Genomic DNA, 25,045 nt, shown 5'->3' with positions numbered 1-25,045 from the left:
CCGCCCGTTCACGAGGTCAAGGATTTCTCATGGAACAGCTGCCCGCGCAAATGACCGTGGTCGCCATCAGCCAGCCGGGCGGACCCGAGGTGCTGAAGCCCGAGACCCGGCCCTTGCCCAAGCCCGGCCCCGGCGAGATCCTAATCAAGGTCAAGGCCGCTGGCGTGAACCGTCCGGATGTCGCGCAGCGCTCCGGCAGCTATCCGCCGCCGCCCGGCGCGAGCGACCTGCCCGGCCTGGAAGTGGCCGGTGAAGTCGTGGCGCTCGGCGATGGCGCGGTCAGGCACAAGCTCGGCGACACCGTGATGTCGCTGGTCGCCGGCGGCGGCTACGCCCAATATTGCATCGCACAGGACGCCCAGGCGATGGCCGTCCCGCCGTCGCTGTCCATCAAGGAGGCCGGCGCCCTGCCCGAGACGCTGATGACGGTGTGGCACAATGTGTTCGAGCGCGGCGGCCTCAAGGACGGCGAGACGCTGCTGGTGCATGGCGGCTCCTCCGGCATCGGCACCATGGCGATCCAACTCGCCAAGGCGTTCGGCGCCAAGGTGCTGGTGACGGTCGGCTCGCAGGACAAGGCGGACGCCTGCCTCAAGCTCGGCGCCGATCGCGCCATCAACTACAAGACGGAAGACTTCGTTGCCGTGGTGAAGGAAGCGACCGGCGGCAAGGGCGCCAATGTCATCCTCGACATGGTCGGCGGCGACTACATCGAGCGCAATTACGACGCGGCGGCGACCGACGGCCGCATCGTCCAGATCGCCTTCCTCGCTAGCCCCAAGGCCAATGTCAACTTCGTCAAGCTGATGGTGAAGCGCCTGACCCATACCGGCTCGACCTTGCGTCCCCGCAGCAATGCGGACAAGGCGGCGATGGTGGCGGCGATCGAGGCCAAGGTGATGCCGTTGCTGCGCGAGGGTCGCATCAAGCCGCTGATGGATTCGACGTTTCCACTGGTGGATGCAGCGAAAGCGCATGCGCGCATGGAGACGAGCCAGCATATTGGCAAAATTGTGTTGGAAATCTAGGCGACGTCTAAACAGAGTGTGTTTGGAATCTCTTTGATTTTCCTCGCTTTCGTGCCAATGATCGCGCACATCTGAACCGTGCCTGGAACGGCTCCAAATCCTTTGCGAACGTGACTTTAAGTTTGAGCTGTTTCGCTGTGGTTTGGTGTCGAACGCGGAGATTTGACATTGCGTCTGATCAGGTGCCTGGCGTCGTTGGTGGCGCTGGGCCTCGTGATGTGTGGTGCCGCTGCCCCCGCTCAGGCCGTTGACGCCGTCAGCGTTCGCAGCGACGCGCCTGCCATCGACCTGACCGGCATCCTCGATCATCAGCGCAGCGAGAACGACCGTATCCAGGTGTCGACCGCGCCGGGCACCGACGGCATCGTCCGCCGCATCGAGGTGCGCGCCCGCGAGGGCGGCCAGCACTGGATCGTGTTCGCGCTCGCCAACAATACCGACGACCAGCTCGACCGCCTGATCGTGGCGCCGCATTACCGCGTCGTCGGCTCCGGCGTGCTGTGGCCGGATCTCGGCCTGTCGCGCATCGCCACCATCACGCCCTCGATCGGCGACCTGCCGGAGCGGCAGGAGAGCCCGACCGCGGACGTCTTCCGCGTCACCCTCGATCCCGGCTCGGTCGTGACCTTCGTCGCCGAATTGCGCACCGACAAGCTGCCGCAGCTCTATCTGTGGGAGCCGGAGGCCTACAAGGACAAGGTCAACTCGTTCACCTTGTACCAGGGCATCGTGATCGGCATCTCCGGACTTCTTGCCCTCGTGCTCACCATTCTGTTCGTGGTCAAGGGCAGCATCATGTTTCCGGCCGCCGCGGCGCTGGCCTGGGCGGTGCTGGTCTATATCGGCGTCGACTTCGGCTTCTGGGGCAAGGTCCTGGACATGTCGAACAATGCCGAGCGCGTCTGGCGCGCCTCCGGCGAGGCGATCCTGGCCGCGACGCTGCTGGTGTTTCTGTTCGCTTATCTCAACCTGTCGCGCTGGCACGTCCGCTATTCGCACATCACGCTGGGCTGGCTGTTCTTCCTGGGCTCGCTGGTCGCGGTGGCGCTGTTCGATCCCGCCGTCGCCTCGGGCATCGCGCGCATCTCGCTGCTGCTGATCGCCGTCATCGGCTTCGCGCTGATCGTCTATCTCTCCAGTCACGGCTTCGACCGCGCCGTGCTGCTGATCCCGACCTGGTTCCTGCTGACCGTGTGGGTCGGCGCCGCCAGCATGACGGTGGCCGGCCAGGTCACCAACGACATCGTCGGGCCTGCTCTGCTCGGCGGCCTCGTGCTGATCGTGATGCTGATCGGCTTCACGGTGATGCAGCACGCTTTCGCGGGCGGCGGGGCCACCACCGGCATCGTCTCCGATGTCGAGCGCCGCGCGCTGGCGCTGGCCGGCTCCGGCGACCTCATCTGGGACTGGGACGTCTCGGCCGACAAGGTGTTCACCAGCCCGGAGACCGAGAGCCTGCTCGGCCTGAAGCGCGGCACGCTCGAAGGCCCGGCCGCGAAATGGCTGGAGGTGCTGCACCCGCTCGACCAGGACCGCTTCCGCGCCGCGCTCGACAGCGTGCTCGACCAGCGCCGCGGCCGCCTGGTGCAGGACTTCCGGCTGCGCACGCCCGACGGACATTTCATGTGGTTCGCGCTGAAGGCGCGCCCCGTGGTCGGCTCCGACGGCGAGGTCTCGCGCGTGGTCGGCACGCTCACCGACGTCACCGAGTTCAAGAATGCCGAGGAGCGCCTGCTCCACGACAGCGTGCATGACAATCTGACCGGCCTGCCCAATCGCAAGCTGTTCATCGACCGTCTCGCTGCGGTGGCCAACTTTGCCAAGACGATGCCGGCGTTGCGGCCGACCTTGATGGTGATCGATCTCGACCGCTTCAAGCAGGTCAACGACTCCGTCGGCATCGCGGTCGGCGATTCCATTTTGCTGACGCTGGCGCGGCGGCTATCGCGGATCCTCAAGCCGCACGACACGCTGGCGCGGCTCGCCGGCGATCAGTTCGGCCTGATCCTCTTGTCCGAGCAGGACCCCGCCCGCATCACCGCCTTCGCCGAGACCATCCGCAAGACCATCCGCGCGCCGATCGCCTTCAACGAGCGCGAGATCTTCCTGACAGCCTCGATCGGGCTCGCTTTGTCCGATCCGCAGACGCAGCTGTCGGAGGACATCATCAAGGATGCCGAGCTGGCGATGTATCACTCCAAGCGCATCGGCGGCGACCGCATCGACGTCTACAAGCCGGCGATGCGCGCGCGCAAGAACGACCGGCTGACCCTGGAGAGCGAGCTGCGCCGCTCGATCGAACGCCAGGAGATCACCATCCTGTACCAGCCGATCGTGCGGCTGGTGGATCGCTCGATCGCAGGCTTCGAGGCCTTAGCGCGCTGGGATCATCCCAAGCTCGGCCGGATGTCGCCGAGCGAGTTCATTACCATCGCCGAGGAGATCGGCCTGATCGTCGATCTCGGCACCTTCGTGCTCGACCAGACCGCGCGCCAGCTCTCGGTGTGGCAGCGCGCGACGCGGCTGCGCGAGCCGATCTTCGCCAGCGTCAACGTCTCCTCGCGCCAGCTGCTCCGGCACGACCTGATCCATGACATCCGTTCGGTGCTGGCGCGCTCGTCGGTGGCGCGCGGCTCGCTCAAGATCGAGCTGACGGAGTCGCTGGTGATGGAGAACCCGGAGCATGCCGCGCAGATGCTCGCGCGCATCCGCGAGCTCGGTGTCGGCCTCTCGATCGACGATTTCGGCACGGGGCATTCCTCGCTCGCCTATCTGCAGCGCTTCCCGTTCGACACCTTGAAGATCGACCAGTCCTTCGTGCGCACCACCGCGCGCGGCACGCGGCCCGTGATCCTCAAATCGATCATCGCGCTCGCCCACGACCTCGGCATGGACGTGGTGGCGGAAGGCGCGGAGACGGACTCCGATGCGGTCGAGCTCTATCAGCTCGGCTGCGAGTACGCTCAGGGCTACGCCTTCGGCGAGCCGATGGATGCCGACGCCGCGATGCGGCTGCTGACCGAAGAGCGGCTGGAAGCGGCGAGCTGAGAACGCGGAACGCTCCGGACGCGAGCCCGGGTATGCCCTGGGTCAGCCGCGCCGGATGACCGCAGCCTCTGGATGCATCTTTTCTTTTTGATATCTTGAGGTAGACTTACCGCAGTACCCGCGTTCGCGTGCCGGCGGCGTGTTGCCGATGCGCACTGGTGCGGCAGGAGGCTCGCGACAGTGCCGTCAGCGACGAGTCTAGTCGGTCTCGAACTGCGACAGCGCGGACAGCGCGCGGCGATAATTGTCGGCGCCGAGGCGCCGTGCCACCCGCTTCTCGTGCGCCGCCACGGCGAGGTTCGCCTTCTTCAGGATCATGCGGCCGCGCGGGGTCAGGCCGAGCGCATGGGCCCGGCGGTCCTGCTCGGAGCGTTCGCGCACGATCAGCCCGGCCTGCTGCAGATCGTCGAGCAGTCCGACCATGCGGGCCCGCTCGATGCCGAGCGCGCCCGCGATCGCGATCTGCGTGGCGCCGGGATTGGCCGCGATCGTTTCCAGGATCGAATAGAGAATGACGTCGAGCTCCAGCGACGCAAGCGCCGCATTGACGTCGCGGAAGATCCAGTGCTGCAGGCGGCGGACGAAATAGCCGAGATGGCTCTCGAGCTCGCCGAGGCCGATCCCGGCGTCCCGTCCGGCTCCGTCTCGTTGCGCCCGTGCGCTCGCGCTCTTGGACATACTGGCTCGCTGAGATGAGATGCCCCTGCCTAGACCGATGTGATCACGAGCACAAGCCGCCGCAATTGATCACATTCACAATAATTGCAAACCACAACTATTCTGTTAGTCTCGCGGACAACAAATACAGATGGGAGGGAAGGCCATGCCGTCATCGATGACGACGGCTGCCGGCATTGCGACAGCAATGCGGCGGCGCAACGCGGCTGATCGTGGCGCGTTCCGGATCAGGTCGTGGGGGCCCGCTTCGGCAGGCAGAATTCTTGCTCGCGCAGCCGATCAAGCGACGGAGGAACGTCATGGGTAACGCCGAGCGCCGCCTCGACTCCGAACCTCGGATGTTTGCCGCGCCGTCGATCGAGGCGCTGAAGCGCGACGATGGCGCCATCATCCTGCGCTCGCGCATGAAGCTGCAGCCCGCCGCGCGCTGCACCGGCGAATGGCTGGAGACATGGGCACGCACCGCGCCGGACCGGACCTTCCTGGCCGAACGCCGCGGCGAAACCTGGACTTGGCTCACCTATGGCGAGACGCTGACGCAGGTGCGCGCCGCCGCGGCGTGGATGCTGGCGCAAGGCCTCAGCCCGGAGCGTCCGCTCGCGATTCTCTCCGACAACAGCATCGCGCATGCGGTGCTGGCGCTCGCTGCGCAGCATGTCGGCATTCCGGTCTGCGCGATCTCGCCGGCCTACTCGCTGATGTCGACCGATCACGAGAAGCTCAGGGCGATGATCCGCCTGCTCGATCCCGGCGCCATCTTCGTCGCGGCGCACGGTCCCTTTGCCCGCGCCCTTGCCGCGATCGAAGGCCTGCATCGCGCGGTGATCATCAGCGGCGATGGCGAAGGGATGAACTCCGTCGCGTTGCAGGCCGTGCTGTCCACCAAGCCTGGACCCGGGGTCGATCGCGCCTTCGCCGCGGTCACGCCGGATACGATCGCCAAGCTGCTGTTCACCTCCGGTTCGACCGGGCAGCCCAAGGCGGTGATCAACACGCACCGAATGCTGACAATGAGTCAGCAGGCCAAGGGCCAGCTGTGGACCTTCCTCCGCGAGATCGAAGGCGGCCCCGTCATCGTCGATTGGCTGCCCTGGAGCCACACCTTCGGCGCCAACCATAATTTCAACCTGGTGCTCGCCCATGGCGGCTCGATCTATATCGATGGCGGCAAGCCGGCGCCCGGCCTGTTCGAGACGTCGCTCGCCAATCTCCGGAGCATGGTGCCGACGATCTATTTCAACGTCCCGCGCGGCTTCGACATGCTGGTCGCGGCGCTCAAGGCGGACGACGATCTGCGGCACAGATTCTTCAGCGGCGTGAAGTGCATCCTCTATGCGGCGGCGGCGCTGCCGCATAACCTGTGGGATGCGCTCAACGAGATGAGCCTGGCCACGATCGGGCGGCCGGCGCCGCTGGTGTCGGCCTGGGGCGCGACCGAGACGTCGCCACTCGCGACCGACTGCCACTTCTTCGCCGAGCGCGCCGGCAACATCGGCGTGCCGATTCCGGGCACCGAGTTGAAGCTGGTGCCGACCGGCGAGAAGCTCGAGGTTCGCGTTCGCGGGCCCAACGTGATGCCGGGCTATTGGAAGGCACCGGAGATCACCGCCGCCGCCTTCGACGAGGAAGGCTTCTACAAGATCGGCGACGCCGTGAAGCTCGCCGATCCCGAGCATCCGGAGCGCGGCCTGTTCTTCGATGGCCGCATCACCGAGGATTTCAAGCTGAGCTCCGGGACCTGGGTGAACGTCGGCGCGCTGCGCGTCGCAGGCATCGCGGCGCTGGCGCCGCTCGCGCAGGACATCGTCATCGCCGGCCACGGCACCGACGAGGTGCATTTCCTGATCGTGCCCAACATCGCCGCGTGCCGCAGCGAGGCCGCGCTGGCCGACACGGCGTCGGTCGGCGAGGTGCTCGCGCATCCTGCCGTGCGCGAGGCGATCGCGCGGGGCTTGGCGAAGCTGCGCATCGAGGCAGTCGGCTCCTCGCGCTATGCGACGCGCGCGCTGTTGATCGCCGAGCCGCCTTCGCTCGATGCCGGCGAGATCACCGACAAGGGCTACATCAACCAGCGCGCTGTTCTCACCCGCCGCGCCAATCTGGTGGCGATGCTGCAGGACGAGGCTGCGGCCGATGTGATCAGGCCGGCCAGCAAAGACTGATGAGTTCCCGCGGCATCGCGCATCGTTGTCGTGGGACCTGGTCTCAAATCCCGTAGAACTACGTGTCGAACAACCGCTGTTCGGCATGATGCTACCATGCGCACTTAACCGGGCATCAACTGCGTTTCCTTAAAATTGTTCGCAATTGGCTCCTCTCGTGTCCGGACACATCCATGGCTCAGCCGCGTTTCTCGCTTGCCCTCCGCATCTACGCGATCATCGGCCTTTCCTTCTGCGGGCTCGCAGGCCTCGCGGCGACGCAGACGCAAAATCTCGAAACCGCGCTGAAGGACCAGCGGCAGAGCGAACTGGTGCATCTGACGCAGACGGCGGTCAGCATCGCCCGCGAGGAGTATGACGTCATCGCGCGCGACAAGGTCGCGCCCGAGGTCGCGCAGAAGAAGGCGGCCGAGCGCATCGGCAAGCTGCGCTATGGCAGCGGCGACTACTTCTGGATCAACGACATGGCTCCGAAGATGGTGATGCATCCGATCAAGCCGGAGCTGAACGGCCAGAGCCTCGCCGACAACAAGGACCCGACCGGCAAGCGGCTGTTCATGGAGATGGTCGACGTCGTCAAGCGCCAGGGCGCCGGCGTCGTCGACTACATGTGGCCGAAGCCCGGCAAGGACGCGCCGCAACCGAAGATGTCCTACGTCGCCGGCTTCGAGCCCTGGGGCTGGATCATCGGCACCGGCGTCTATGTCGACGATCTCGAAGCCCAGATGTGGGAGAGCAAGCGCGGCGTGTTCATCGCTGCAATGCTGGTGATGCTCATCATCGGATCGATCACCTTGATCATCGCGCGACGGATGTCCTCGGCCCTGGCGTCGATGAGCGGTGCGTTGACCGAGCTGGGCCACGGCAATTTCGACATCAAGCTGCCGGGCCAGAACCGCAGCGACGAGCTCGGCGACATGGCGCGCTCGATCGAGCAGTTCAGACAGAAGACCGAGGAGAAAGCGAAGCAGACCGCGATGCTCGAGGACGAGCAGCGCCAGGTCGCCGAGCGCATCAAGAGCAAGGCGCTGAAGGAGATGGCCGAGGCGGTCGAGCGCGCCGCCAGCACGGCGGTGGGCGAAGTTGCCGAAGGCACCGGCCACATGGCCAACAATGCGAAGTCGATGACCGACAGCGCGCTGACCCTGGAGCGCAATTCGAGCAGCGTCGCAGCCGCCGCGGAGCAGGCGCTGGCTACGACGCAGACGGTGGCCAAGGCGTCCTCGCAGCTCGCAGCCTCGATCTCACAGATCTCGGCACAGGTGAACTCGTCGCGCGAGCTGACGCGCAAGGCCGTCGCGACGTCCTCCGAGGCCCAGGCGACGATCGCGAAGCTGTCGGAGGCGGCCGACAAGGTCGGCGCCGTCACCAGCCTGATCAGCGAGATCGCCGGCCAGACCAACCTGCTTGCGCTCAATGCGACGATCGAGGCGGCCCGCGCCGGCGATGCCGGCCGTGGCTTTGCGGTGGTCGCCTCCGAGGTCAAGTCGCTGGCCGAGCAGACCGCCAAGGCGACCAGCGAGATCGCGCAGCAGATCGCCGAGATCCAAGAGTCGACACGCGCGTCGGTGACCTCGATCGGCGCAATTGGCGAGGTCATCCGCAACGTCGAGGCGGTGTCCTCCGGGATCGCCGATGCGATCCAGGCGCAGAACAGCGTCACCATGGAGATTTCGCGCACCGTCGAGGAAACCTCTGCCGCGGCACGCGAGGTGGCGAGCCAGATTGCCGAGGTCTCGCGCGAGGCCAGCGAGGCCGGCCGGCGCTCCACCGACATCCGCGATGGCTCGACCAGTGTCGCCGACAAGGTCCAGCAGCTGCGCACAGAGCTGGTCCGGGTCATCAGAACCTCGACCGCGGATGTCGACCGCCGCCTGTCGACCCGCCTCAACATCAACCGCCCGGGTACGCTGCAGGTGAACGGCGAGCAGATCGCCATGACCGTGCGCAACCTGTCGCTTGGCGGCGCGCTGCTCGAGCAGATTCCGGTGCGCCTGTCGATCAATACGCCGGTCAAGCTCGCGATCGGCGGCATGGTGTCCGACCTGCCGGGCACGGTGACGCGCGTCGGTGATCGCACCGCGCTGGTCCAGTTCACGCTCGATGACGAGCAGACCGCGCGCCTGACGGCCCTGATCTCGGACCGTCAGGCGGCGTGATCCGCCAAGTGGCCTCAGCGGAAATGGCAGGCGACGAGATGCCCCTCGTCGCTTGCCTTGAGCGGCGGCACTTCCTTGCTGCAGACGTCCTTGGCGATTGGGCAGCGCGTATGGAAGTGACAGCCCGACGGCGGATTGATCGGGCTCGGCACCTCGCCCTTCAAGCGAACTCGCTTGCGCTTCACGGTCGGATCGGGGATCGGCACCGCCGACAGCAGCGCTTCCGTATAAGGATGCTTCGGCGTCGAATACAGCTGGCGTGACGGCGCGGTCTCGACGATGCGTCCGAGATACATCACGGCGACGCGGCGGCTGATGTGCTCGACGACCGAGAGATCGTGGGCAACGAACAGATAGGCAATGCCGAACTTCTGCTGCAGGTCCTCGAGCAGATTGATGACCTGCGCCTGGATCGAGACGTCGAGCGCCGACACCGGCTCGTCGCAGATGATCAGCTTCGGCTCGACCGCGATCGCCCGGGCAATGCCGATGCGCTGGCGCTGGCCGCCGGAGAATTCGTGCGGATAGCGCGTCATGTGGTCGGGCTGCAGGCCGACGGTCTCCAGCAGATGAACGATGCGCTCTTCGTATTTCTGCCGCGAGGACGCGAGCCCATGGATCGTCAGCGCCTCGCCGATGATGGCGCCGATGGTCATGCGCGGATTGAGCGAAGCGTAAGGGTCCTGGAAGATGATCTGGATGTCGCGGCGCAGTGCCCGCAGGCTCTCGCCTGAGAGCGAGATGACGTCCTTGCCCTCGAAGGTCAACTCGCCCGAGGTCGGCTCGATCAGGCGGAGCACGCAGCGCCCGGTGGTCGACTTGCCGCAGCCGGATTCGCCGACCAGCCCGAACGTCTCGCTCGGCTCGATATGAAAGTTGACGCCGTCGACCGCGCGGACGCTGCCGATCTGGCGCTTCAACAGGCCGCCCTTGATCGGAAACGCCTTGGTCAGGTTGCGCACCGTGAGCAGCGGCGCCGATGCGGCAACGGGAGCAGTGACAGCTTCGGTCATCACGACAACGTCTCTTCGGCGCGGATGCACGCCACCTTGTGGCCGGGCTCGATCTCGCGCAGCGGCGGCTGCGCCAGCCTGCACTCGGGGATCACGAAGCGGCAGCGCGAGGCGAAGCGGCAGCCCTGCGGCGGATTCACCAGCTTCGGCACGCTGCCCGGGATGCTCTCCAGCCGGCTCTTCTTGACCGCCGCGAGATCGATGCGCGGGATCGACCGGATCAGGCCTTGCGTGTACGGATGGCGCGGATTGGCGAACAGCCGGTCCACCGGCGCCTCCTCGGCCACCCGGCCGGCATACATCACGACAACGCGCTCGGCGACCTCGGCAACCACGCCCATGGCGTGGGTGATCAGCATGATCGACATGCCGAGCCGCTCCTTCATGTCGAGCAGCAGGTCGAGGATCTGCGCCTGGATCGTCACGTCGAGCGCGGTGGTCGGCTCGTCGGCGATCAGGAGTTTTGGATTGCACGACAGCGCCATCGCGATCATCACGCGCTGGCGCATGCCGCCCGAAAAGTGATGCGGATAGTCGTGCACGCGACGCTGCGGGTTCGGGATCTGAACCAGCGCCAGCATCTCCGCCGCGCGGTCCATCGCCGCCTTCTTCGACAGGCCCTGATGCAGCCGGATCACCTCGGCGATCTGGTCGCCGACGGTGTAGACCGGGTTGAGCGAGGTCATCGGCTCCTGGAATACGATCGCGATCTCGCTGGCGCGGATGCGATTGAGCTCGGAAGTCGGCAGCGGCACGAGGTCCCTGCCCTGCCACAGGATCTGACCGCCGGCGATGCGGCCGGGCGGCATCGCGATCAGCTTCAGCACCGACATCGCGGTGACGGTCTTGCCGGAGCCGGACTCGCCGACGACGCACAGGGTCTCGCCACGATTGATCGTGATGTCGACGCCGTCGACGGCCTGAACCTGGCCCTCGTCGCTGTTGAAATAGGTCTTCAGCCCCTTGATCTCGAGCAGCGGAGCAACACGCGCGTCCATCACATCACCTTCCGCGGATCGAGCGCATCGCGCAGGCCATCGCCGATGAAGTTGATCGCGATGACGGTGAGGAAGATCGCGCCGCCAGCAAACAGCGCCCAATGCGGCGCGATGTCGAGATAGTCCTTGGCGTCGAACAGCAGCCGGCCCCAGGTCGGAATGTCAGGCGGAAAGCCGAGGCCGAGGAACGACAGCGTCGATTCCGCGATGATCGCCGCGGCCACATCGATCGTTCCGGCGACGATCACCGGCCCCAGCGCATTCGGCAGGATGTGGCGGACGACGAGGCGCAAGTTCGACGCACCGAGCGCGCGCGCGGCCTCGACAAACTCCTTCTCGCGCAGCGACAGGAACTGCGCGCGCACCAGCCGCGCCACCGGCATCCAGCGGAAGCCGCCGATCACCAGCACGATCAGCACGAAGGTGCCACCCTCCGGACCGACAATACCCTTCAAGAGATCGCGGAACAGATAGATCACGAGCAACAGCAGCGGCAATTGCGGCAGCGACAGGAACAGGTCGGTCAGCCACATCAGCGCGGCATCGACCGGTCCCTTGGAGTTGCCGGCGACAGCGCCGATGACGACGCCGACGAACAGGCCGACGGCCATTGCAGCGAAGCCGACCGCGAGCGAGATGCGCCCGCCATAGATCATGCGCGACAACAGATCCTGGCCGAGGTCATCGGTGCCGAACGGATGCTCCCATGACGGCGCCGACAGCCGCGCTGTGAAATCGATCTCGTTGATCGGCACCCGCCAGATCCAGGGACCGACGATGATCGCGAGCGCCAGCAGCGCCAGCACGACGATGCTGACGGCTGCGAGGCGGTGGCGCAGGAAGCGCCTGACCGCATCGCGCCCGGGCGAGAAGCGGCGTTTTTTCGAAGCCGGCGCGACCGCCGCTTCAACGGAAGGAGATGCGTGGGTCAAGCCAGCCATACAGGATATCGGCGATCAGGTTGAACAGGACGACGAGGCAGGCGAACACGAAGGTCACCGCCATGATGACGGGCGTATCGTTGGCGAGGATCGCACTGATGAGGAGCGAGCCGATGCCGGGAATGCGGAAGATCTGCTCGGTGACGATGGCGCCGCCGAACACCGTCGGCATCTGCAGCGCGACCAGCGTCACCACCGGAATCAGGGCGTTGCGCACCACGTGCTTGACGATCACCTTGCTCTCGTCGAGCCCCTTGGAACGCGCCGTCGTGACGTAATCGAGCTTGATGACGTCGAGCACGGCCGAGCGGACGTAGCGGGTATACGACGCGGCCTGATAGAGGCCGAGCACGGTCACCGGCATCACCGCCTGCTTGAAGTTCTCCCACCACCACATCCACCCCGTCGCGGGAATGTCCGCCCGGTAGACGAAAGGCAGCCAGCCGAGATTGACGCTGAAGATCAGGATCAGCAGCAGGCCGGTGAAGAAGGTCGGCAGCGAGAAGCCGATGAAGGCGAAGGTGTTGGCGATCTGGTCGAAGATCGAATAGGGCCGCCGCGCCGCCAGCACGCCGACCGGGATCGCCACGATCAGCGCCAGCAGCTGGGCGGTGCCGACCACGTAGAGCGTGGCCGGAATGCGCTGCAGAATCAGCGTGTCGACGTTGACGCGGCTGGCGAAGGAGAAGCCCCAGTCGCCATGCAGCATGGCGACCAGCCAGCGGAAATAGCGCACCATGATCGGGTCATCCATCCCGAACTTGATGCGCAGAGCCTCGCGGACCTCCGGGGGAATGTTCGGGTTGCTCGCGAGCTCGCCGAACGGATCGCCCGGCGCGAGCGCAAGCAGCACGAACAGAATGAGACTGATGCCGAGCAGGCTCGGCACGGCCACGATGAGGCGCCTGAGAAGGTAGTTTCCCATCGCTCCACCTCTACGATGTCTGGCTGGTCATGCTGATGGCGCGATCAGGTCTCGCGATACCAGTTGGCGATCTGCCAGAGGTCGTTGTCCCAGCCGCTCTTGTTCGCGACCATGCCGTTCTTCAGACCGATGCAGTTGCGGCGGTTGATCTCAGGCAGGATGTAGTTGTCCTGCACCACGAGGTCGTTGAGCTTGATGAACAGCGCCGCGCGCTTGACCGGGTCGAGCTCGCTCGAGGCCTGCTTGTAGGTCTCGTCGTACTCCTTGTTCTGCCAGCGCGAGATGTTGCGGCCCTGCCACTTGTTGTCCTTACTCGCAACCTCCCACGACGTGAACTGGTTCATGAAGAACTGCGGGTCGGCCTGCGGCATGGTGGTCTGGTACATTTCCATGTCGCAATAGAAGTGCGGATAGGTATCGGGGTTCGCCGGGTCGGACGAGAAGAATACCGACGCCACCACCGACTTCAACTCGACCTCGATGCCGGCCTTCTGGAACGCCTGCTTGATGATCGCCTGGTTCTTCTGGCGCGGCGCGTTGATCGAGGTCTGGAACACCAGCTTGATCGGCTTGCCGTCCTTCTCGCGGACGCCGGACGAATTCTTCTTCCAGCCGGCCTCCTCCAGGATCTGGTTGGCCTTCTCGATCGAGAACTCGAACTTGTTGTTCGGCGAGCGGAAGCGCTCGGGGTTGTTGAGGAAGTTCGCGGTCGCCATGCCGGCGCGGCCATAGATGAACTTCTGCACCGCGGCGCGGTCGATCAAGAGGTTGATCGCCTTGCGCACGGCCGGATCGGTGAAGAACGGATGCTTGGTCTTGACGCTGGAGCGCTCGCCATCGACCTCGGTCCAGGGATCGGTGACGTTGAGCGCGATGTACTCGATGTGGCCGGTGACCGTGAGCTGCGCCTTGCCCTGCCCGCCGGCTTCCAGCTTGGTCAGGATCTCGTCCTCGACCTGCAGGTTGTAGGCGTAGTCGTATTCACCGGTCTGCAGCACCGCGCGCGCCGCCGACACGGCGTCACCACCGCCCTTGACCTCGACCGTGTCGAAATACGGCCGGTTGGCCTGGTGGTAATCAGGATTGCGCTTGGCGGAGATGGAGTCGCCCGGCTTGAAGTCAACATAGACGTAGGGGCCAGTGCCGACCGGCTTCAGGTTGGTCGGCGCCTCGCGCGACTTGCCGCCGATATAGTCGGCAAACAGATGCTTCGGAATGACGAGGCCGTAGGCAGCGACGAACGCATCCGCCCAGAACGGCGTCGGCTGCTTGAAGTTGAGCTTCACCGTGTAGTCGTCGATCTTGTCGATCGACTTGATGCCGCGATAGCTGCCGACCGAGACCGCCGCGGTATCGGGATTGACCGAATATTCCCAGTTGAAGATGACGTCATCGGCGGTGAACGGCTTGCCGTCATGCCACTTCACGCCCTGCTTCAGCTTCCAGGTGACGGACAGACCATCAGCGGCGAGCAGGCCGTTCTCCTTGCTCGGAATCTCCGCGGCGAGGATCGGCACCAGATTGCCGTCGGCGTCCCAGCCGGCGAGCGGCTCGTAGAACAGCCGGCTGGCCTCCTGGTCCTTGGTGCCGTTGGCGAAGTGCGGATTGAGCAAGGTCGGTGCCTGCCAGAACAGCAGCTTGAGCGGACCACCGCCGCCGGCCTTGGTCGGCTTGTACACGATCGGCTCAGCAGCCTGGGCGACGCCGGAATGGGCGAGCATCGCGCCGGCCAGCGGCGCGCTCAGCCCCACGGCAATCATCCGCTGCACAAAATCGCGCCGCGACAGGCGCCCGGCTTTGACATCAGCGATCTGGTTACGGAGGTCACGCTCGTTCATTCATCAACTCCAGTGTGGTGCTGAATGCCAAAAAAAGCGCCCCGCCAAGCATCTTCGCGGAGCTGCACAAAATTGGATCAGCCTTCGACGCGACTGTCAAAGCAGAATCCGGGCCAATTTCGCAATAAGGAACGGAACGATTGCCGCACCTCGCAGATGCAGCACAATTTGCCGCAGAGCATGCTCGAAAAATGGAACTACTGAGCATCCCGACGTGGTGGGGACCACGCCGGGAATGCCGGGCCTGTGAAGAGCAAAACGCGCTCAGCTTTCGCGATACCAGCTCGGCAATTGCCAGAGATCGTTGTCCCAGCCCGAGGAGTGCGTCTGCAGCCCCTTGCGGATGCCGCTGACGCGCGGACGGTTGAGCTCCGGCAGCACATGACGGCCGGCGCAAACCGTGTCGTTGAGCTTGATGTAGAGCGCGGCGCGCTTGACCGGGTCGAGCTCGACGGTCAGCGCATTGAACAGATCATCATACTCCTTGCTCTGCCAGCGCGCGATGTTGCGGCCCTGCCATTTGTTGGCCTTGCTCGCGGCCTCCCACGACACGTACTGCGTCAAGAAGGCCTGCGGCTCGGGCGAGGTCATCGTGATCAGATACATTTCCATGTCGCAGTAGAAATGCGCGTAGGTGTCGGGATTGGCGACGTCGCTGGAGAAGAACACCGAGCCCACCACCGATTTCAGCTCGAGCTCGATGCCCGCCTTCTGGCAGGCCTGCTTGATGATCGCCTGGTTCTTCTGGCGCGGCCCGTTGATCGAGGTCTGGAACACCAGCTTCAGCGGCTTGCCGTCCTTCTCGCGGAGGCCGCTCGCGCCCTTCTTCCAGCCGGCGTCCTCCAGAATCTGGTTGGCCTTGTCGATGTTGAACTCGAAGCGCGTGTTGGGCGAGCGATAGCGCTCAGGGTTGTTGACGCAGTTGGCGGTCGCGATGCCGCCGCGGCCGTAGATGAACTTCTGGATCGAGGCGCGGTCGATCAACAGGTTGATCGCCTCGCGCACCGCGGGATCCGAGAACAGCGGATGCTTGGTCTTGACGCTCGACCGCTCGCCGTCGACCTCGACATTGGGATCGGTCGCGTTGAGCAGGATGAATTCGAGATTGCCGGTCTGCACGATCTCGGCCACGCCCTGGCCGCCATTCTCCAGCTTGGCGAGGATCTCGTCCTCGACCTGCAGATTCCAGGCATAGTCGAACTCGCCGGTCTGCAGCACCGCGCGCGCTGCCGACACCGCATCGCCGCCGCCCTTGATCTCCAGCGTGTCGAAATAGGGCCGGTTGGGCACGTGATAGTCGGGGTTGAGCTTGCCGGTCAGCATGTCGCCCGGCTTGAAGTCGACGAACAGATAGGCGCCGGTGCCGACCGGCTTGAGATTGTTCGGCGCCTCGCGCGACTTCGCGCCGATGTAGTCGCCGAACAGATGCTTCGGAATGATCGCTCCACGGCCGCCGACGAAGGGCGTGAACCACAGCGGCGTGGTCTTGCTGAAGACGAGACGAACGGTGTGATCGTCGACCTTTTCGATCGTCTTGATGTCCTTGTAGTCGCCGATCGTGACCGCCGAGGTCTCCGGGTTGGTGGCGTATTGCCAGTTGAAGATGACGTCGTCGGCGGTGAACGGCTGGCCGTCATGCCATTTCACGTTCGGCTTCAGCTTCCAGATCACCCAGGTGCCGTCGGGCGCAACAGTACTGTTGGCTACACTCGGAATCTCGGTCGCCAGCACCGGCACGAGATTGCCGTCGGCATCCCAACCTGCCAGCGGCTCGTAGAAGGCGCGCGAGGCTTCCTGGTCCTTGGCGCCGACAGCGAAATGCGGATTGAGCAGGGTCGGCGCCTGCCAGAACAGGATCTTCAGCGGCCCGCCGCCGCCGGCCTTGGTCGGCTTGTAGGGAAAGGCCTGCGCGGCCATGGCGACGCCGGAATGCGCCAGCATCATGCCCGCGAGCGGCGCCGTCAGCCCGGCGGCGAGCATCCGCTGCACGAAATCCCGGCGCGACAGCCGCCCCTCTTTGACGGCAGCGATCTCGCGGCGCAGGTCCTGTTCGTTCATGACTGTTCTCTCTCCAGATTGTCGGCGGCCATTTGAGCGGGCTGCCAGCTTGCCTTCAAGGCCGTGCGCGCCATGGTCCCATCTGCATCGGGCCGAAGGCACGAACCGGGCCAGTTGGTGCCCGGCTCGTCAGCGCGGCGGCTTCAGCTTGCGGAAGCGGACGCCCTTGCCGTCGGGCAGACGGGTCGCAACATAGCCCGCGGCCAGGCACGCCTCGCGCTGCGGCATCTTCTCCTGCGGGCTCCGCAGGCTGTCCCACCATGACGCCCGCTGCGCGGCGCGCGGCAGGCTGTCGCCGATCAGCTCCTCGATCTCCTCGAGGCTGAGCACCAGTTCGGGACGCGTCTGCCGCTTGAGATACTCGCTCAGGGCATCATAGTCGGGCAAGGTTCGACTCCATTCTGCAAGCGGGTGTGTGCCTGCCTTGACGACAGGGACCGCGAACGCAACCGCTCGTTAACCTAACATGCGTTACTCGGAGGTATCCGTCAGTCTACGGACGGAAACCCACGGGGACGGGACGAGCCGATGCGCTGGACACGCCGAACAGGCCAGGCAAAGCCGCCTTGGCGTCTCTCGGCACGCACGCTCGTCACCTGCTCCATCTCCACTATCATCGGCTTCTCCGCCATCTGTGCCAGCGTCATGATCGACCTGCGCCGCGGCGAGGAGGTGCGTGCCCGCCAGTCGCTGGAAAATCTCGCCGCCGGCATCGGCGCCGACATCAGCCGCAACATCGAGCTGTATGATCTGTCGCTGCGCGAGGTCGCCGCCAACATGTTGCTGCCCGAAATCAACGAGGTCAGCAAGCCGATCCGGCATCTGATCCTGTTCGACCGCGCGTCCACCGCGCGGAATTTCGGCCCGATCCAGGTGTTCGACGCCAACGGCCGCCTCGCCATCGACTCGGCGACGCTCGATCCGACGCCGGAGGATCGCAGCGACGCCGATTTTTTCCACGTGCATCGCGACCGCGCCGATGTCGGACTCCATGTCAGCCGGCCGGCGCAGCATCACGGCCACTCTTCCATCGCGCTGAGCCGCCGTATTTCCGCGGCCGATGGACGCTTCGTCGGCGTGGTCGCCGGCTCGATCCGTCTCGGCTATTTCCGCGATCTGTTCGGCCGGCTCTCGCTTCCCGCCGGCGTCGGTCTCAGCGTGTTCGGGCGCGACGGCACCATCATCTTTACCGCGCCGTTCGACGCGGCCGCGATCGGCCGCAACCTGGCACGGGCTCCGGCGGTGGCTCGCGCCCTGACCGAGCCAAGCGGATGGTCGTCGAGCGCCGGCGCGCTGGACGAGCAGCCGCGGCTCCTGGTCTGGCGCAGCGGCAACGACCCGCTGGTGGTGGTCGCGAGCCGGACCTGGGACAGCGTCTACGTCGTGTGGCGCAACGAGGCGGTGCAGATCGGCGCGATGATGCTGGCGCTGATCGTCTTCGTGCTGGCAGCCACGCAGGTCGCCGCGCGCGAGATCCAGCTGCGCACCAAGGTGGAGAGCAGGCTCGAGCGGCTGGCGACGACCGATCCGCTGACCGGACTGAAGAACCGGCGCAAGTTCGACGAGACCATCGAGATCGAGTGGCGGCGCGCACAACGGGCGCAAGTGCCGCTGGCGCTGTTGATGATCGATGCCGATCATTTCAAGTGCTACAACGACACCCACGGCCATCAGGCCGGCGACCAGGTGCTGGTCGGCATTGCCGTGTGCATCTCGGATTCGGTGCGGCGGGCCGGCGACTGCGCGGCGCGTTATGGCGGCGAGGAGTTCGCGGTCCTGCTTCCGGGGACCGCGGAAGCGCACGCGCTGCATGTGGCGGAGACGATCCGCATCAAGGTCGCGCTGTGGGCCGGCGAGGCCGGCAACACCTCGATCAGCATCGGCGTCGCCAGCATCACGCCGTCGCGCGAGACACACTGGACCGGCCTTCTGAACGCCGCCGACAGGGCGCTCTACGCGGCCAAGGAAGCCGGCCGCAATCGCTGTGTGGCGGCGGCCGTGCCGGGCCTGACGGTGACGGCGTCTCTGGCGGCCTGAGGCGGGCCGCCAGAGACGCAGCCAAGCTTCAACCCTTGGCGTCGAGGTACTTCTGCATGTCGGCGCGCAGGCCGTCGCGCAGGTCGGACCGCGCCATGCCGAAGGCGATGTTGGCCTTCAGGAAGCCGGACTTCGAGCCGCAATCATGCCGTTCGCCGTCGAAATCGACGCCGTAGAATTTCTGCGTCTTCGACAGCCCGATCATCGCGTCGGTGAGCTGGATCTCGCCACCGGCGCCGCGCTCCTGCGTCGCCAGGATCTTGAAGATCTCCGGCTGCAGGATGTAGCGCCCGGTGATCGAGAAGTTCGACGGCGCGGTGCCCTTGGCCGGCTTCTCGACCATGCCGTCGACCTCGAAGATCTTGCCGTCGCGCGGGCCTACGCCGCAGATGCCGTATTGATGCGTCTGGTCGGCCGGCACCTCCTGCACCGCGAGCACGTTGCTCTTCTCAGGCAGCCTGTTGGCCGCGGCGATCATCTGCGCCAGGCAGCCCGGCGAGTTCAACACCAGCTCATCCGGCAGCACCACCGCGAACGGCTCGTCGCCGACGATGTCGCGCGCACACCACACCGCGTGGCCGAGGCCGAGCGGCGCCTGCTGGCGGGTGAAGCTGACCGCGCCGGCCTCCGGCTGGTCGCGCGCCAGGATTTCCATCTCGGTCTTCTTGCCGCGCGCCGCGAGCGTCGCGTCGAGCTCATACATCCGGTCGAAATGATCCTCGATCGCCGTCTTGTTGCGCCCGGTGACGAACACGAAATGCTCGATGCCGGCTTCCTTGGCCTCGTCGAAGACGTACTGGATGAGCGGCTTGTCGACGATCGTCAGCATCTCCTTCGGCATCGCCTTGGTGGCGGGAAGGACGCGGGTGCCGAGGCCGGCGACCGGAAAAACGGCTTTGCGGATCTTCATGGGGCCTGATTAAACCTTGTGACGAATGAATGCGAAATCGATCGCATGTTGGTAGCTCGTTTGCAGCCGAGAACAAAGGCGGATGTTGGTCCACTGGTTCCGTTGCCCCCGCGACGGCATGGTCATATTTCGCTGCTGAGAAATCATTAACCTTGTTAATCTCCCGTTAAGCAGGACCGGGCCTCCTGGGGGCCTTCCATGCAATGGATCCACTGATGATGCGACGGAACGTCATGCTGGCCGCTTCGAGGACCGCAATGCAGGCTGCGGTCTTTGCCGCAGGTCTCGCGGCGGTGTCCGGTTCCGCCAACGCGCAGTCCGGCAATCCGCTGAACTTCCTCGACAGCCTGTTCACGGGCTCGTTGACCAAGGGCAACCCCGGGCCTGCCGCACCGGCACAGGCCCCGCCATCCTCAGGGCCGCAGCCCTGGAGCGGCGAGGACGGCGCCTCCGGGCATCCGCTGATGACCGCAGCGGCGATTCGCGAGGCGGCCGGCAATTTCGACGCCTGCGTCGCCGGCATGTGGCCTGATGCCGCACGGCGCAACGTCACGCAGGACAATTTCCAGCGCTTCACGGCCGGCCTGACGCCGGACCTGCGCATCATGGACCTGCTCGATGCCCAGCCGGAGTTCACCAAGTCGATCTGGGATTATCTCGACATCCTGGTGAACGACAATCGCCTGGCCAAGGGCCGCGAGGTGCTGGCGAAGTACAAGCCGCAGTTCGACGCGACCGAGCGCGCCTATGGCGTCGACCGCTACATCATCGCTGCGATCTGGGGCATCGAATCCAACTACTCGACCCAGATCGGCGACCGCAGCGTGCTGCAGTCGACCGCGACGCTCGCCTGCATCGGCCGCCGCCAGGCCTATTTCAAGGACGAGTTCCTGTCGGCGCTGGAGATCCTCAACCGCGGCGATCTCCGGCCCGAGCAGCTGCGCGGCTCCTGGGCCGGCGCGTTCGGCCCCACCCAGTTCATGCCGACCGCCTTCAAGCGCTTCGCCGTGGACGCGGACGGCGACGGCCGCCGCGACGTGGTCGACAATCCCGCCGACCTGATCGCCTCGACCGCCAATAACCTGAAGAAGGACGGCTGGCAGAGCGGCCAGAGCTGGGGCTACGAGGTCGCGCTGCCGCAAGGCTTCAACTTCATGCTGGCCGACCGCGCCAAGACCATGAGCTTCGCCCAATGGGAACAGCTCGGCCTGCGCCGCGCCAATGGCCAGCCGTTCCCGGCGACCGCCGAGAAGGCCTATCTGCTGGCGCCGGCCGGCGCCCAGGGACCGGGCTTCCTGATGCTGCAGAACTTCCGCGTCATCATGAAATACAACCCGGCCGAGGCCTACGCGCTGGCCATCGGCCATTTCGCCGACCGGCTGCGCGGCGCGCCACCGTTCGTGCAGGCCTGGCCGCGCGAGGAGCGGACTTTGTCGCGGGCGGAGCGGCTGGAACTGCAGCAATTGCTGGCGGAGCGCGGATTTTATCGCGGCACGCCGGACGGCCAGTTCGGCGGCCAGACCCGCGAGGCTCTACGGAACTTCCAGGCCTCGATCGGCGCGCCGGCGGACGGTTTCGCCACCACCGACGTCCTGGAACGGCTGCGCACGCGCTGATCGCCCTGAGATCACCGACGAACACGTTCGCGGGAGGCCCGCACTCCGGCAACCTATGTTGGTGACGGACCCGAGCAACACACCGAGCTTTCGCAAAACCGGCGCGGAAGCTCATGGATCGCATGTTGCACAGGCTCGTCGACGCGGCTCGCCGTTGGTCCATCCTGCTGGCAGGGCTCGTCCTGATCGTCGGCGGCTTCGCTTGGGCGACACTGTCTGATCGGCCGAGCAATCCGACACCGACGCGCGGCGAGGCCGATGCGCGCCAAACATCCAAGTCTGCATCGACCACGGGTCGCTCGGCGCCGAGCGTGCCTGCAACCCGGCCAGGATCAAACCCCGATGCAACGCGACCGCCTGTCCCGCCGCGAACAGATCAGCCCGCCCGCTCGACCCAGGCTCGGCACGCCCCGGCGCAACGCCCGTCCGCGACCGCCGACCAGCGCGGCGCGACGGCTGCGGCGGAAGCGACCACTGGCCAGAGCCGCCAGGCTTCGCCCAGCTCCAGTCCAACACCAGCGGCAACGACATCGTCCGGCGATCCGGCCGCCGGCCGCCTGGTGTTTCGCAAGTGCCAGGCCTGCCATTCGATCGAGCCGGGCAAGAACCTGCTCGGTCCTTCGCTCGCAGGCATCATCGGCCGAACGGCGGGGACCGCGCCGAACTACGACTACTCGCCGGCGATGAAAGGCGCCGGCATCGTCTGGACGGCGCAGACGCTCGATCGCTATCTCAAGGATCCAGCGGCTGTCGTCCCCGGCAACAAGATGCCGTTCCCCGGGCTCAAGACCGACCACGACCGCGCCGACGTGATCGCCTTCCTTGCCGCGTCCTCCGCCGGCGCCGCAGCCGCGAGCGCCAGACCGCCGCCGACCTCCTCCACCCCCGCAAGCACGCCGCAGGGCGCGAATGGTGCGGCGATCGGCTACGTCGCCGATGCGAAATACACGTTGAGATCAGGCATCGCCGAGGGACGGATGGTCTATATCGGCGTGGGCGGCGCCATCGACGGCAAGGTCAATCCCGTGCTGACCGCCGTCGAGGGACAGGTCGTCCAGCTCACGCTCATCAACGGCGAGGGTGCCGAGCACGACATCGTGTTCCCGGACCAGGATGCAAAGTCGCCTCGGGTGACCGGCAAAGGCGCCAGCACCACCATCGCCTTCCGCCCGGCGAAGTCGGGCGACTTCAGCTATTTCTGCAGCGTGCCGGGGCACAGGCTTGCGGGCATGGAAGGCCAGTTCTTGGTGACACCGCGGCCCGCACCGCAGACCGTGGTCGAGGCCGACATCTCGCGCGAGCCCGACGATGTGCCGCCGCCGATCGGCAAGCGCGCTCCGCAGACGGTGCGCGTCGATCTCTTGAGCGTCGAGCTGGAAGGACGGCTCGCGGAGGGCACGACCTTCGGCTACTGGACGTTCAACGGAAAGGTGCCGGGACCGCTGCTCCGCGTCCGCGTCGGCGACACGGTCGAGATCCATCTCAAGAACGCGGCCGACAGCGCCATGATCCATTCGGTGGATTTTCATGCCGCCATCGCTCCTGGCGGCGGAGCCGCGGCGCTGCAGGTCGAGCCCGGCGGTGAGAAGGCGATCACCTGGAAAGCGCTGGTGCCTGGCCTGTTCGTGTATCACTGCGCCACCCCGATGGTGGCGGAGCACATCGCGAATGGAATGTACGGCATGATCCTGGTCGAGCCGGAGGGCGGTCTGCCGCCGGTGGACCACGAGTTCTATGTCATGCAGGGCGAAATCTATTCTGACATCCCGTACGGCCAGCACGGCAGCGCCGAATTCAGCGTCGAGAAGCTGCTGGCCGAGCGGCCGGAGTATTTCGTGTTCAACGGCTCCGTCGGCGCGCTGAGCAAGCTCCACCCGCTGAAGGCGAAGGTCGGCGACACCGTCAGGATCTTCTTCGGCGTCGGCGGACCCAACCATGCCTCATCCTTCCACGTCATCGGCGAGATCTTCGACAAGGTGGATCTGTTCGGCGGCCTGACCACGCCGCCGCTGGCGGGCATTCAGACCGTCACGGTTCCCCCGGGCGGGGCCGCGATCGCCGAGTTCAAGGTCGAGGTGCCGGGAACCTATACATTGGTCGACCACGCGCTGGCGCGCGCAGAACGTGGCCTGCTGGGCATCCTTCATGTCCAAGGCCCCGAGAATCCCGACATCTACAACGGCGTGGCCCTGCCGGGAGCCGGACACTGAGCTAAACCGATCTCCCGGAACAATTAATTAAAGGTATTAAGATAACGATCGAAATGAGCCGCTCTCGGGCGCGGGACCGGGGCCGGCGGGCCTTAACGATTGCACAGAGTTTGGCCGCATCCGCAGATTGCCCGTTTGCGGCCGGATTTGGCTGCGACTATATCAAGACAGGCGATTTCGCCGCGCGGCGGCTGCGGACGGGTGTGCATGTCAAAGCTGAAATCCATCCTCAAGCTGTTGAACGAGCCCGGCCCGGCGGTGGTGCTTGCCGTGGTCGTCGCCATGCTGGTCGGGATCACCGGGCCGGCCTCGGCGCAGTTCTTCAACTTCAATCCGTTCGCCTCGCCCCGGCCGGTGCCACGTGGTGGCGGCGGCGGTGGTGGCGGGTGGTTCGGCGGCGACTTCTTCTCGCCCTACCAGCCGCAGCAGCCGAAGAAGGTCACCCAGGACTATTCCAAGGCGCCGCCGCCGGAGAAGCGCGACGCGGCCAGCGCGCCGGACCGCTATGTGCTGGTGCTCGGCGACGGCATGGCCGACTGGCTCGCCTATGGCCTCGAGGATGCCTATTCCGAGCAGCCCGACATGGGCGTCACCCGCAAGATCAAGACCAATTCCGGCCTGATCAAATATCAGCCCAAGGGCGAGCCGGCCGACTGGACCGCCGCTGCCAAGGGCATCCTCGCCGCCGAACGTGCCGACGCCATCGTGATCATGCTCGGCCTCAACGATCGCCTGTCGATCCGCGAGCCCGCCGTGGAGAAGACCGACAAGCCGGACGACAAGAAGGCGGCGGCGGACAAGGCCAAGAAGGATGCCAAGGCCAAGCCGGGGGATGCGAAGCCCGGCGACCCCAAGGCAGCCGACGGCAAGCCCGGTGATGCCAAGCCGGATGCAAAAACGGATGCGGCCGCCAAGCCCGCCGACAGCGAGCTGCCACAGGACGAGGCCGACAACGACGCCCCGGTGATCGCGGCTCCGGAAAAGACTCCTCGCGCGCCAGGAGCGCTGTACGAGTTTCGCGACGAGCGCTGGGTCGAGCTCTACACCAAGAAAATCGAGGAGCTGATCGCGGTCGCCAAGAGCAAGGGCGTGCCGGTGCTCTGGGTCGGTCTCCCGGCCGTGCGCGGTCCCAAGGGAACAGCCGACATGCTGTTCCTGGATTCGCTGTATCGCGACGCCGCCGGCAAGGCCGGCATCACCTATGTCGACGTCTGGGACGGCTTCGTCGACGAAGCCGGACGCTTCCTGCAGAAGGGCCCGGACTTCGAGGGCCAGATCCGCCAGCTGCGCTCCTATGACGGCGTCTATTTCACCAAGCCCGGCGCGCGCAAGCTCGCCCACTATGCCGAGCGCGAGATCAACCGGCTGCTGGCGGCCCGCTCCGCGCCGCTGGAACTGCCGACCGAGCCGGCCACGCCGGACGC

Annotated in this window: 17 protein-coding genes; 8 read left to right on the top strand and 9 right to left on the bottom strand. The window is 65.8% G+C overall.

The annotated features are described in order from the left end of the window. Positions 1-29 precede the first annotated feature (29 nt). Positions 30-1,028 (top strand): NAD(P)H-quinone oxidoreductase, encoded by a 999-nt coding sequence (locus BRAO375_RS16600; protein ID WP_009028623.1) that lies wholly within the window; start codon positions 30-32, stop codon positions 1,026-1,028. 168 nt (positions 1,029-1,196) lie between these two features. Then, positions 1,197-4,076: an EAL domain-containing protein gene (locus BRAO375_RS16595; RefSeq protein WP_009028622.1), complete on the top strand. Its 2,880-nt coding sequence runs from the start codon at positions 1,197-1,199 to the stop codon at positions 4,074-4,076. A gap of 198 nt (positions 4,077-4,274) precedes the next feature. Here the strand turns inward: BRAO375_RS16595 and BRAO375_RS16590 are convergent, their stop codons facing one another. Next, positions 4,275-4,754: a MarR family winged helix-turn-helix transcriptional regulator gene (locus tag BRAO375_RS16590; RefSeq protein WP_009028621.1), complete on the bottom strand. Its 480-nt coding sequence runs from the start codon at positions 4,752-4,754 to the stop codon at positions 4,275-4,277. A 299-nt stretch (positions 4,755-5,053) separates the two neighbouring features. Between BRAO375_RS16590 and BRAO375_RS16585 the strand changes: the two genes are divergently transcribed. Next, a complete protein-coding gene (locus BRAO375_RS16585; protein WP_009028620.1) occupies positions 5,054-6,916 on the top strand; it encodes a feruloyl-CoA synthase in 1,863 nt (620 codons plus the stop codon). Positions 6,917-7,089: 173 nt separating this feature from the next. Then, positions 7,090-9,075, top strand: coding sequence for a cache domain-containing protein (locus BRAO375_RS16580; protein WP_009028619.1), 1,986 nt, complete (start codon positions 7,090-7,092; stop codon positions 9,073-9,075). 14 nt (positions 9,076-9,089) lie between these two features. Here BRAO375_RS16580 and BRAO375_RS16575 read toward each other — a convergent pair whose 3' ends face one another. The 7 genes from BRAO375_RS16575 to BRAO375_RS16545 form a co-directional block, all read right to left on the bottom strand. Further along, the gene (locus BRAO375_RS16575) at positions 9,090-10,088 is read right to left on the bottom strand and encodes an ABC transporter ATP-binding protein (protein WP_035640672.1); all 999 of its coding nucleotides are present in this window, start codon (positions 10,086-10,088) and stop codon (positions 9,090-9,092) included. Further along, a complete protein-coding gene (locus BRAO375_RS16570; RefSeq protein ID WP_201767538.1) occupies positions 10,088-11,086 on the bottom strand; it encodes an ABC transporter ATP-binding protein in 999 nt (332 codons plus the stop codon). The genes BRAO375_RS16575 and BRAO375_RS16570 overlap by 1 nt, the downstream gene beginning before the upstream one ends. Beyond that, positions 11,086-12,027 carry an ABC transporter permease gene (locus BRAO375_RS16565; RefSeq protein ID WP_035640685.1) on the bottom strand — a complete coding sequence of 314 codons (942 nt, stop codon included), beginning with the start codon at positions 12,025-12,027 and terminating at the stop codon, positions 11,086-11,088. Before BRAO375_RS16565 ends, BRAO375_RS16570 begins: the two co-directional genes overlap by 1 nt. Next, positions 11,993-12,952, bottom strand: coding sequence for an ABC transporter permease (locus tag BRAO375_RS16560; RefSeq protein WP_009028615.1), 960 nt, complete (start codon positions 12,950-12,952; stop codon positions 11,993-11,995). Before BRAO375_RS16560 ends, BRAO375_RS16565 begins: the two co-directional genes overlap by 35 nt. A 44-nt stretch (positions 12,953-12,996) precedes the next feature. Beyond that, entirely contained in the window at positions 12,997-14,790 is a 1,794-nt protein-coding gene (locus BRAO375_RS16555) for a peptide ABC transporter substrate-binding protein (RefSeq protein ID WP_009028614.1), read from the bottom strand. A gap of 264 nt (positions 14,791-15,054) precedes the next feature. After that, a complete protein-coding gene (locus tag BRAO375_RS16550) occupies positions 15,055-16,848 on the bottom strand; it encodes a peptide ABC transporter substrate-binding protein (RefSeq protein WP_035640669.1) in 1,794 nt (597 codons plus the stop codon). Between the two features lie 129 nt (positions 16,849-16,977). Continuing rightward, on the bottom strand, positions 16,978-17,235 hold the full coding sequence (locus BRAO375_RS16545; RefSeq protein ID WP_009028612.1) for a DUF7662 domain-containing protein: 258 nt from the start codon (positions 17,233-17,235) through the stop codon (positions 16,978-16,980). Positions 17,236-17,376: 141 nt separating this feature from the next. Here BRAO375_RS16545 and BRAO375_RS16540 point away from each other — a divergent pair, with 141 nt between their 5' ends. Further along, positions 17,377-18,885, top strand: a complete 1,509-nt coding sequence (locus BRAO375_RS16540; RefSeq protein WP_009028611.1) for a GGDEF domain-containing protein — start codon at positions 17,377-17,379, stop codon at positions 18,883-18,885. Between the two features lie 28 nt (positions 18,886-18,913). Here the strand turns inward: BRAO375_RS16540 and galU are convergent, their stop codons facing one another. Beyond that, positions 18,914-19,795 (bottom strand): UTP--glucose-1-phosphate uridylyltransferase GalU, encoded by an 882-nt coding sequence (gene galU / locus BRAO375_RS16535; RefSeq protein ID WP_009028610.1) that lies wholly within the window; start codon positions 19,793-19,795, stop codon positions 18,914-18,916. Between the two features lie 257 nt (positions 19,796-20,052). Here galU and BRAO375_RS16530 point away from each other — a divergent pair, with 257 nt between their 5' ends. The 3 genes from BRAO375_RS16530 to BRAO375_RS16520 all read left to right on the top strand — a co-directional run. Continuing rightward, positions 20,053-21,411 carry a lytic murein transglycosylase gene (locus tag BRAO375_RS16530; protein WP_244423207.1) on the top strand — a complete coding sequence of 453 codons (1,359 nt, stop codon included), beginning with the start codon at positions 20,053-20,055 and terminating at the stop codon, positions 21,409-21,411. A gap of 560 nt (positions 21,412-21,971) precedes the next feature. Beyond that, positions 21,972-23,621: a copper-containing nitrite reductase gene (gene nirK / locus BRAO375_RS16525; protein WP_244423206.1), complete on the top strand. Its 1,650-nt coding sequence runs from the start codon at positions 21,972-21,974 to the stop codon at positions 23,619-23,621. Positions 23,622-23,828: 207 nt separating this feature from the next. Beyond that, positions 23,829-25,045, top strand: a 1,217-nt coding sequence (locus BRAO375_RS16520; RefSeq protein WP_035640666.1) for an SGNH/GDSL hydrolase family protein, incomplete at its 3' end; no start/stop codon positions are given.

It is taken from the genome of Bradyrhizobium sp. ORS 375 (assembly GCF_000239775.1).
Classification (GTDB): Bacteria; Pseudomonadota; Alphaproteobacteria; order Rhizobiales; family Xanthobacteraceae; genus Bradyrhizobium.
Note: the sequence above shows the minus strand (reverse complement) of the source record. Positions and strands in the feature narration are given on the sequence as shown.

Excerpts from the sequence above, each read along its gene's own strand:
- BRAO375_RS16600 (WP_009028623.1), top strand. The coding sequence starts at position 30 with ATGGAACAGCTGCCCGCGCAAATGACCGTGGTCGCCATCAGCCAGCCG.
- BRAO375_RS16590 (WP_009028621.1), bottom strand. The coding sequence starts at position 4,754 with ATGTCCAAGAGCGCGAGCGCACGGGCGCAACGAGACGGAGCCGGACGG.
- BRAO375_RS16585 (WP_009028620.1), top strand. The coding sequence starts at position 5,054 with ATGGGTAACGCCGAGCGCCGCCTCGACTCCGAACCTCGGATGTTTGCC.
- BRAO375_RS16580 (WP_009028619.1), top strand. The coding sequence starts at position 7,090 with ATGGCTCAGCCGCGTTTCTCGCTTGCCCTCCGCATCTACGCGATCATC.
- BRAO375_RS16575 (WP_035640672.1), bottom strand. The coding sequence starts at position 10,088 with ATGACCGAAGCTGTCACTGCTCCCGTTGCCGCATCGGCGCCGCTGCTC.
- BRAO375_RS16570 (WP_201767538.1), bottom strand. The coding sequence starts at position 11,086 with ATGGACGCGCGTGTTGCTCCGCTGCTCGAGATCAAGGGGCTGAAGACC.
- BRAO375_RS16565 (WP_035640685.1), bottom strand. The coding sequence starts at position 12,027 with ATGGCTGGCTTGACCCACGCATCTCCTTCCGTTGAAGCGGCGGTCGCG.
- BRAO375_RS16560 (WP_009028615.1), bottom strand. The coding sequence starts at position 12,952 with ATGGGAAACTACCTTCTCAGGCGCCTCATCGTGGCCGTGCCGAGCCTG.
- BRAO375_RS16555 (WP_009028614.1), bottom strand. The coding sequence starts at position 14,790 with ATGAACGAGCGTGACCTCCGTAACCAGATCGCTGATGTCAAAGCCGGG.
- BRAO375_RS16550 (WP_035640669.1), bottom strand. The coding sequence starts at position 16,848 with ATGAACGAACAGGACCTGCGCCGCGAGATCGCTGCCGTCAAAGAGGGG.
- BRAO375_RS16540 (WP_009028611.1), top strand. The coding sequence starts at position 17,377 with ATGCGCTGGACACGCCGAACAGGCCAGGCAAAGCCGCCTTGGCGTCTC.
- galU (WP_009028610.1), bottom strand. The coding sequence starts at position 19,795 with ATGAAGATCCGCAAAGCCGTTTTTCCGGTCGCCGGCCTCGGCACCCGC.
- BRAO375_RS16530 (WP_244423207.1), top strand. The coding sequence starts at position 20,053 with ATGCAGGCTGCGGTCTTTGCCGCAGGTCTCGCGGCGGTGTCCGGTTCC.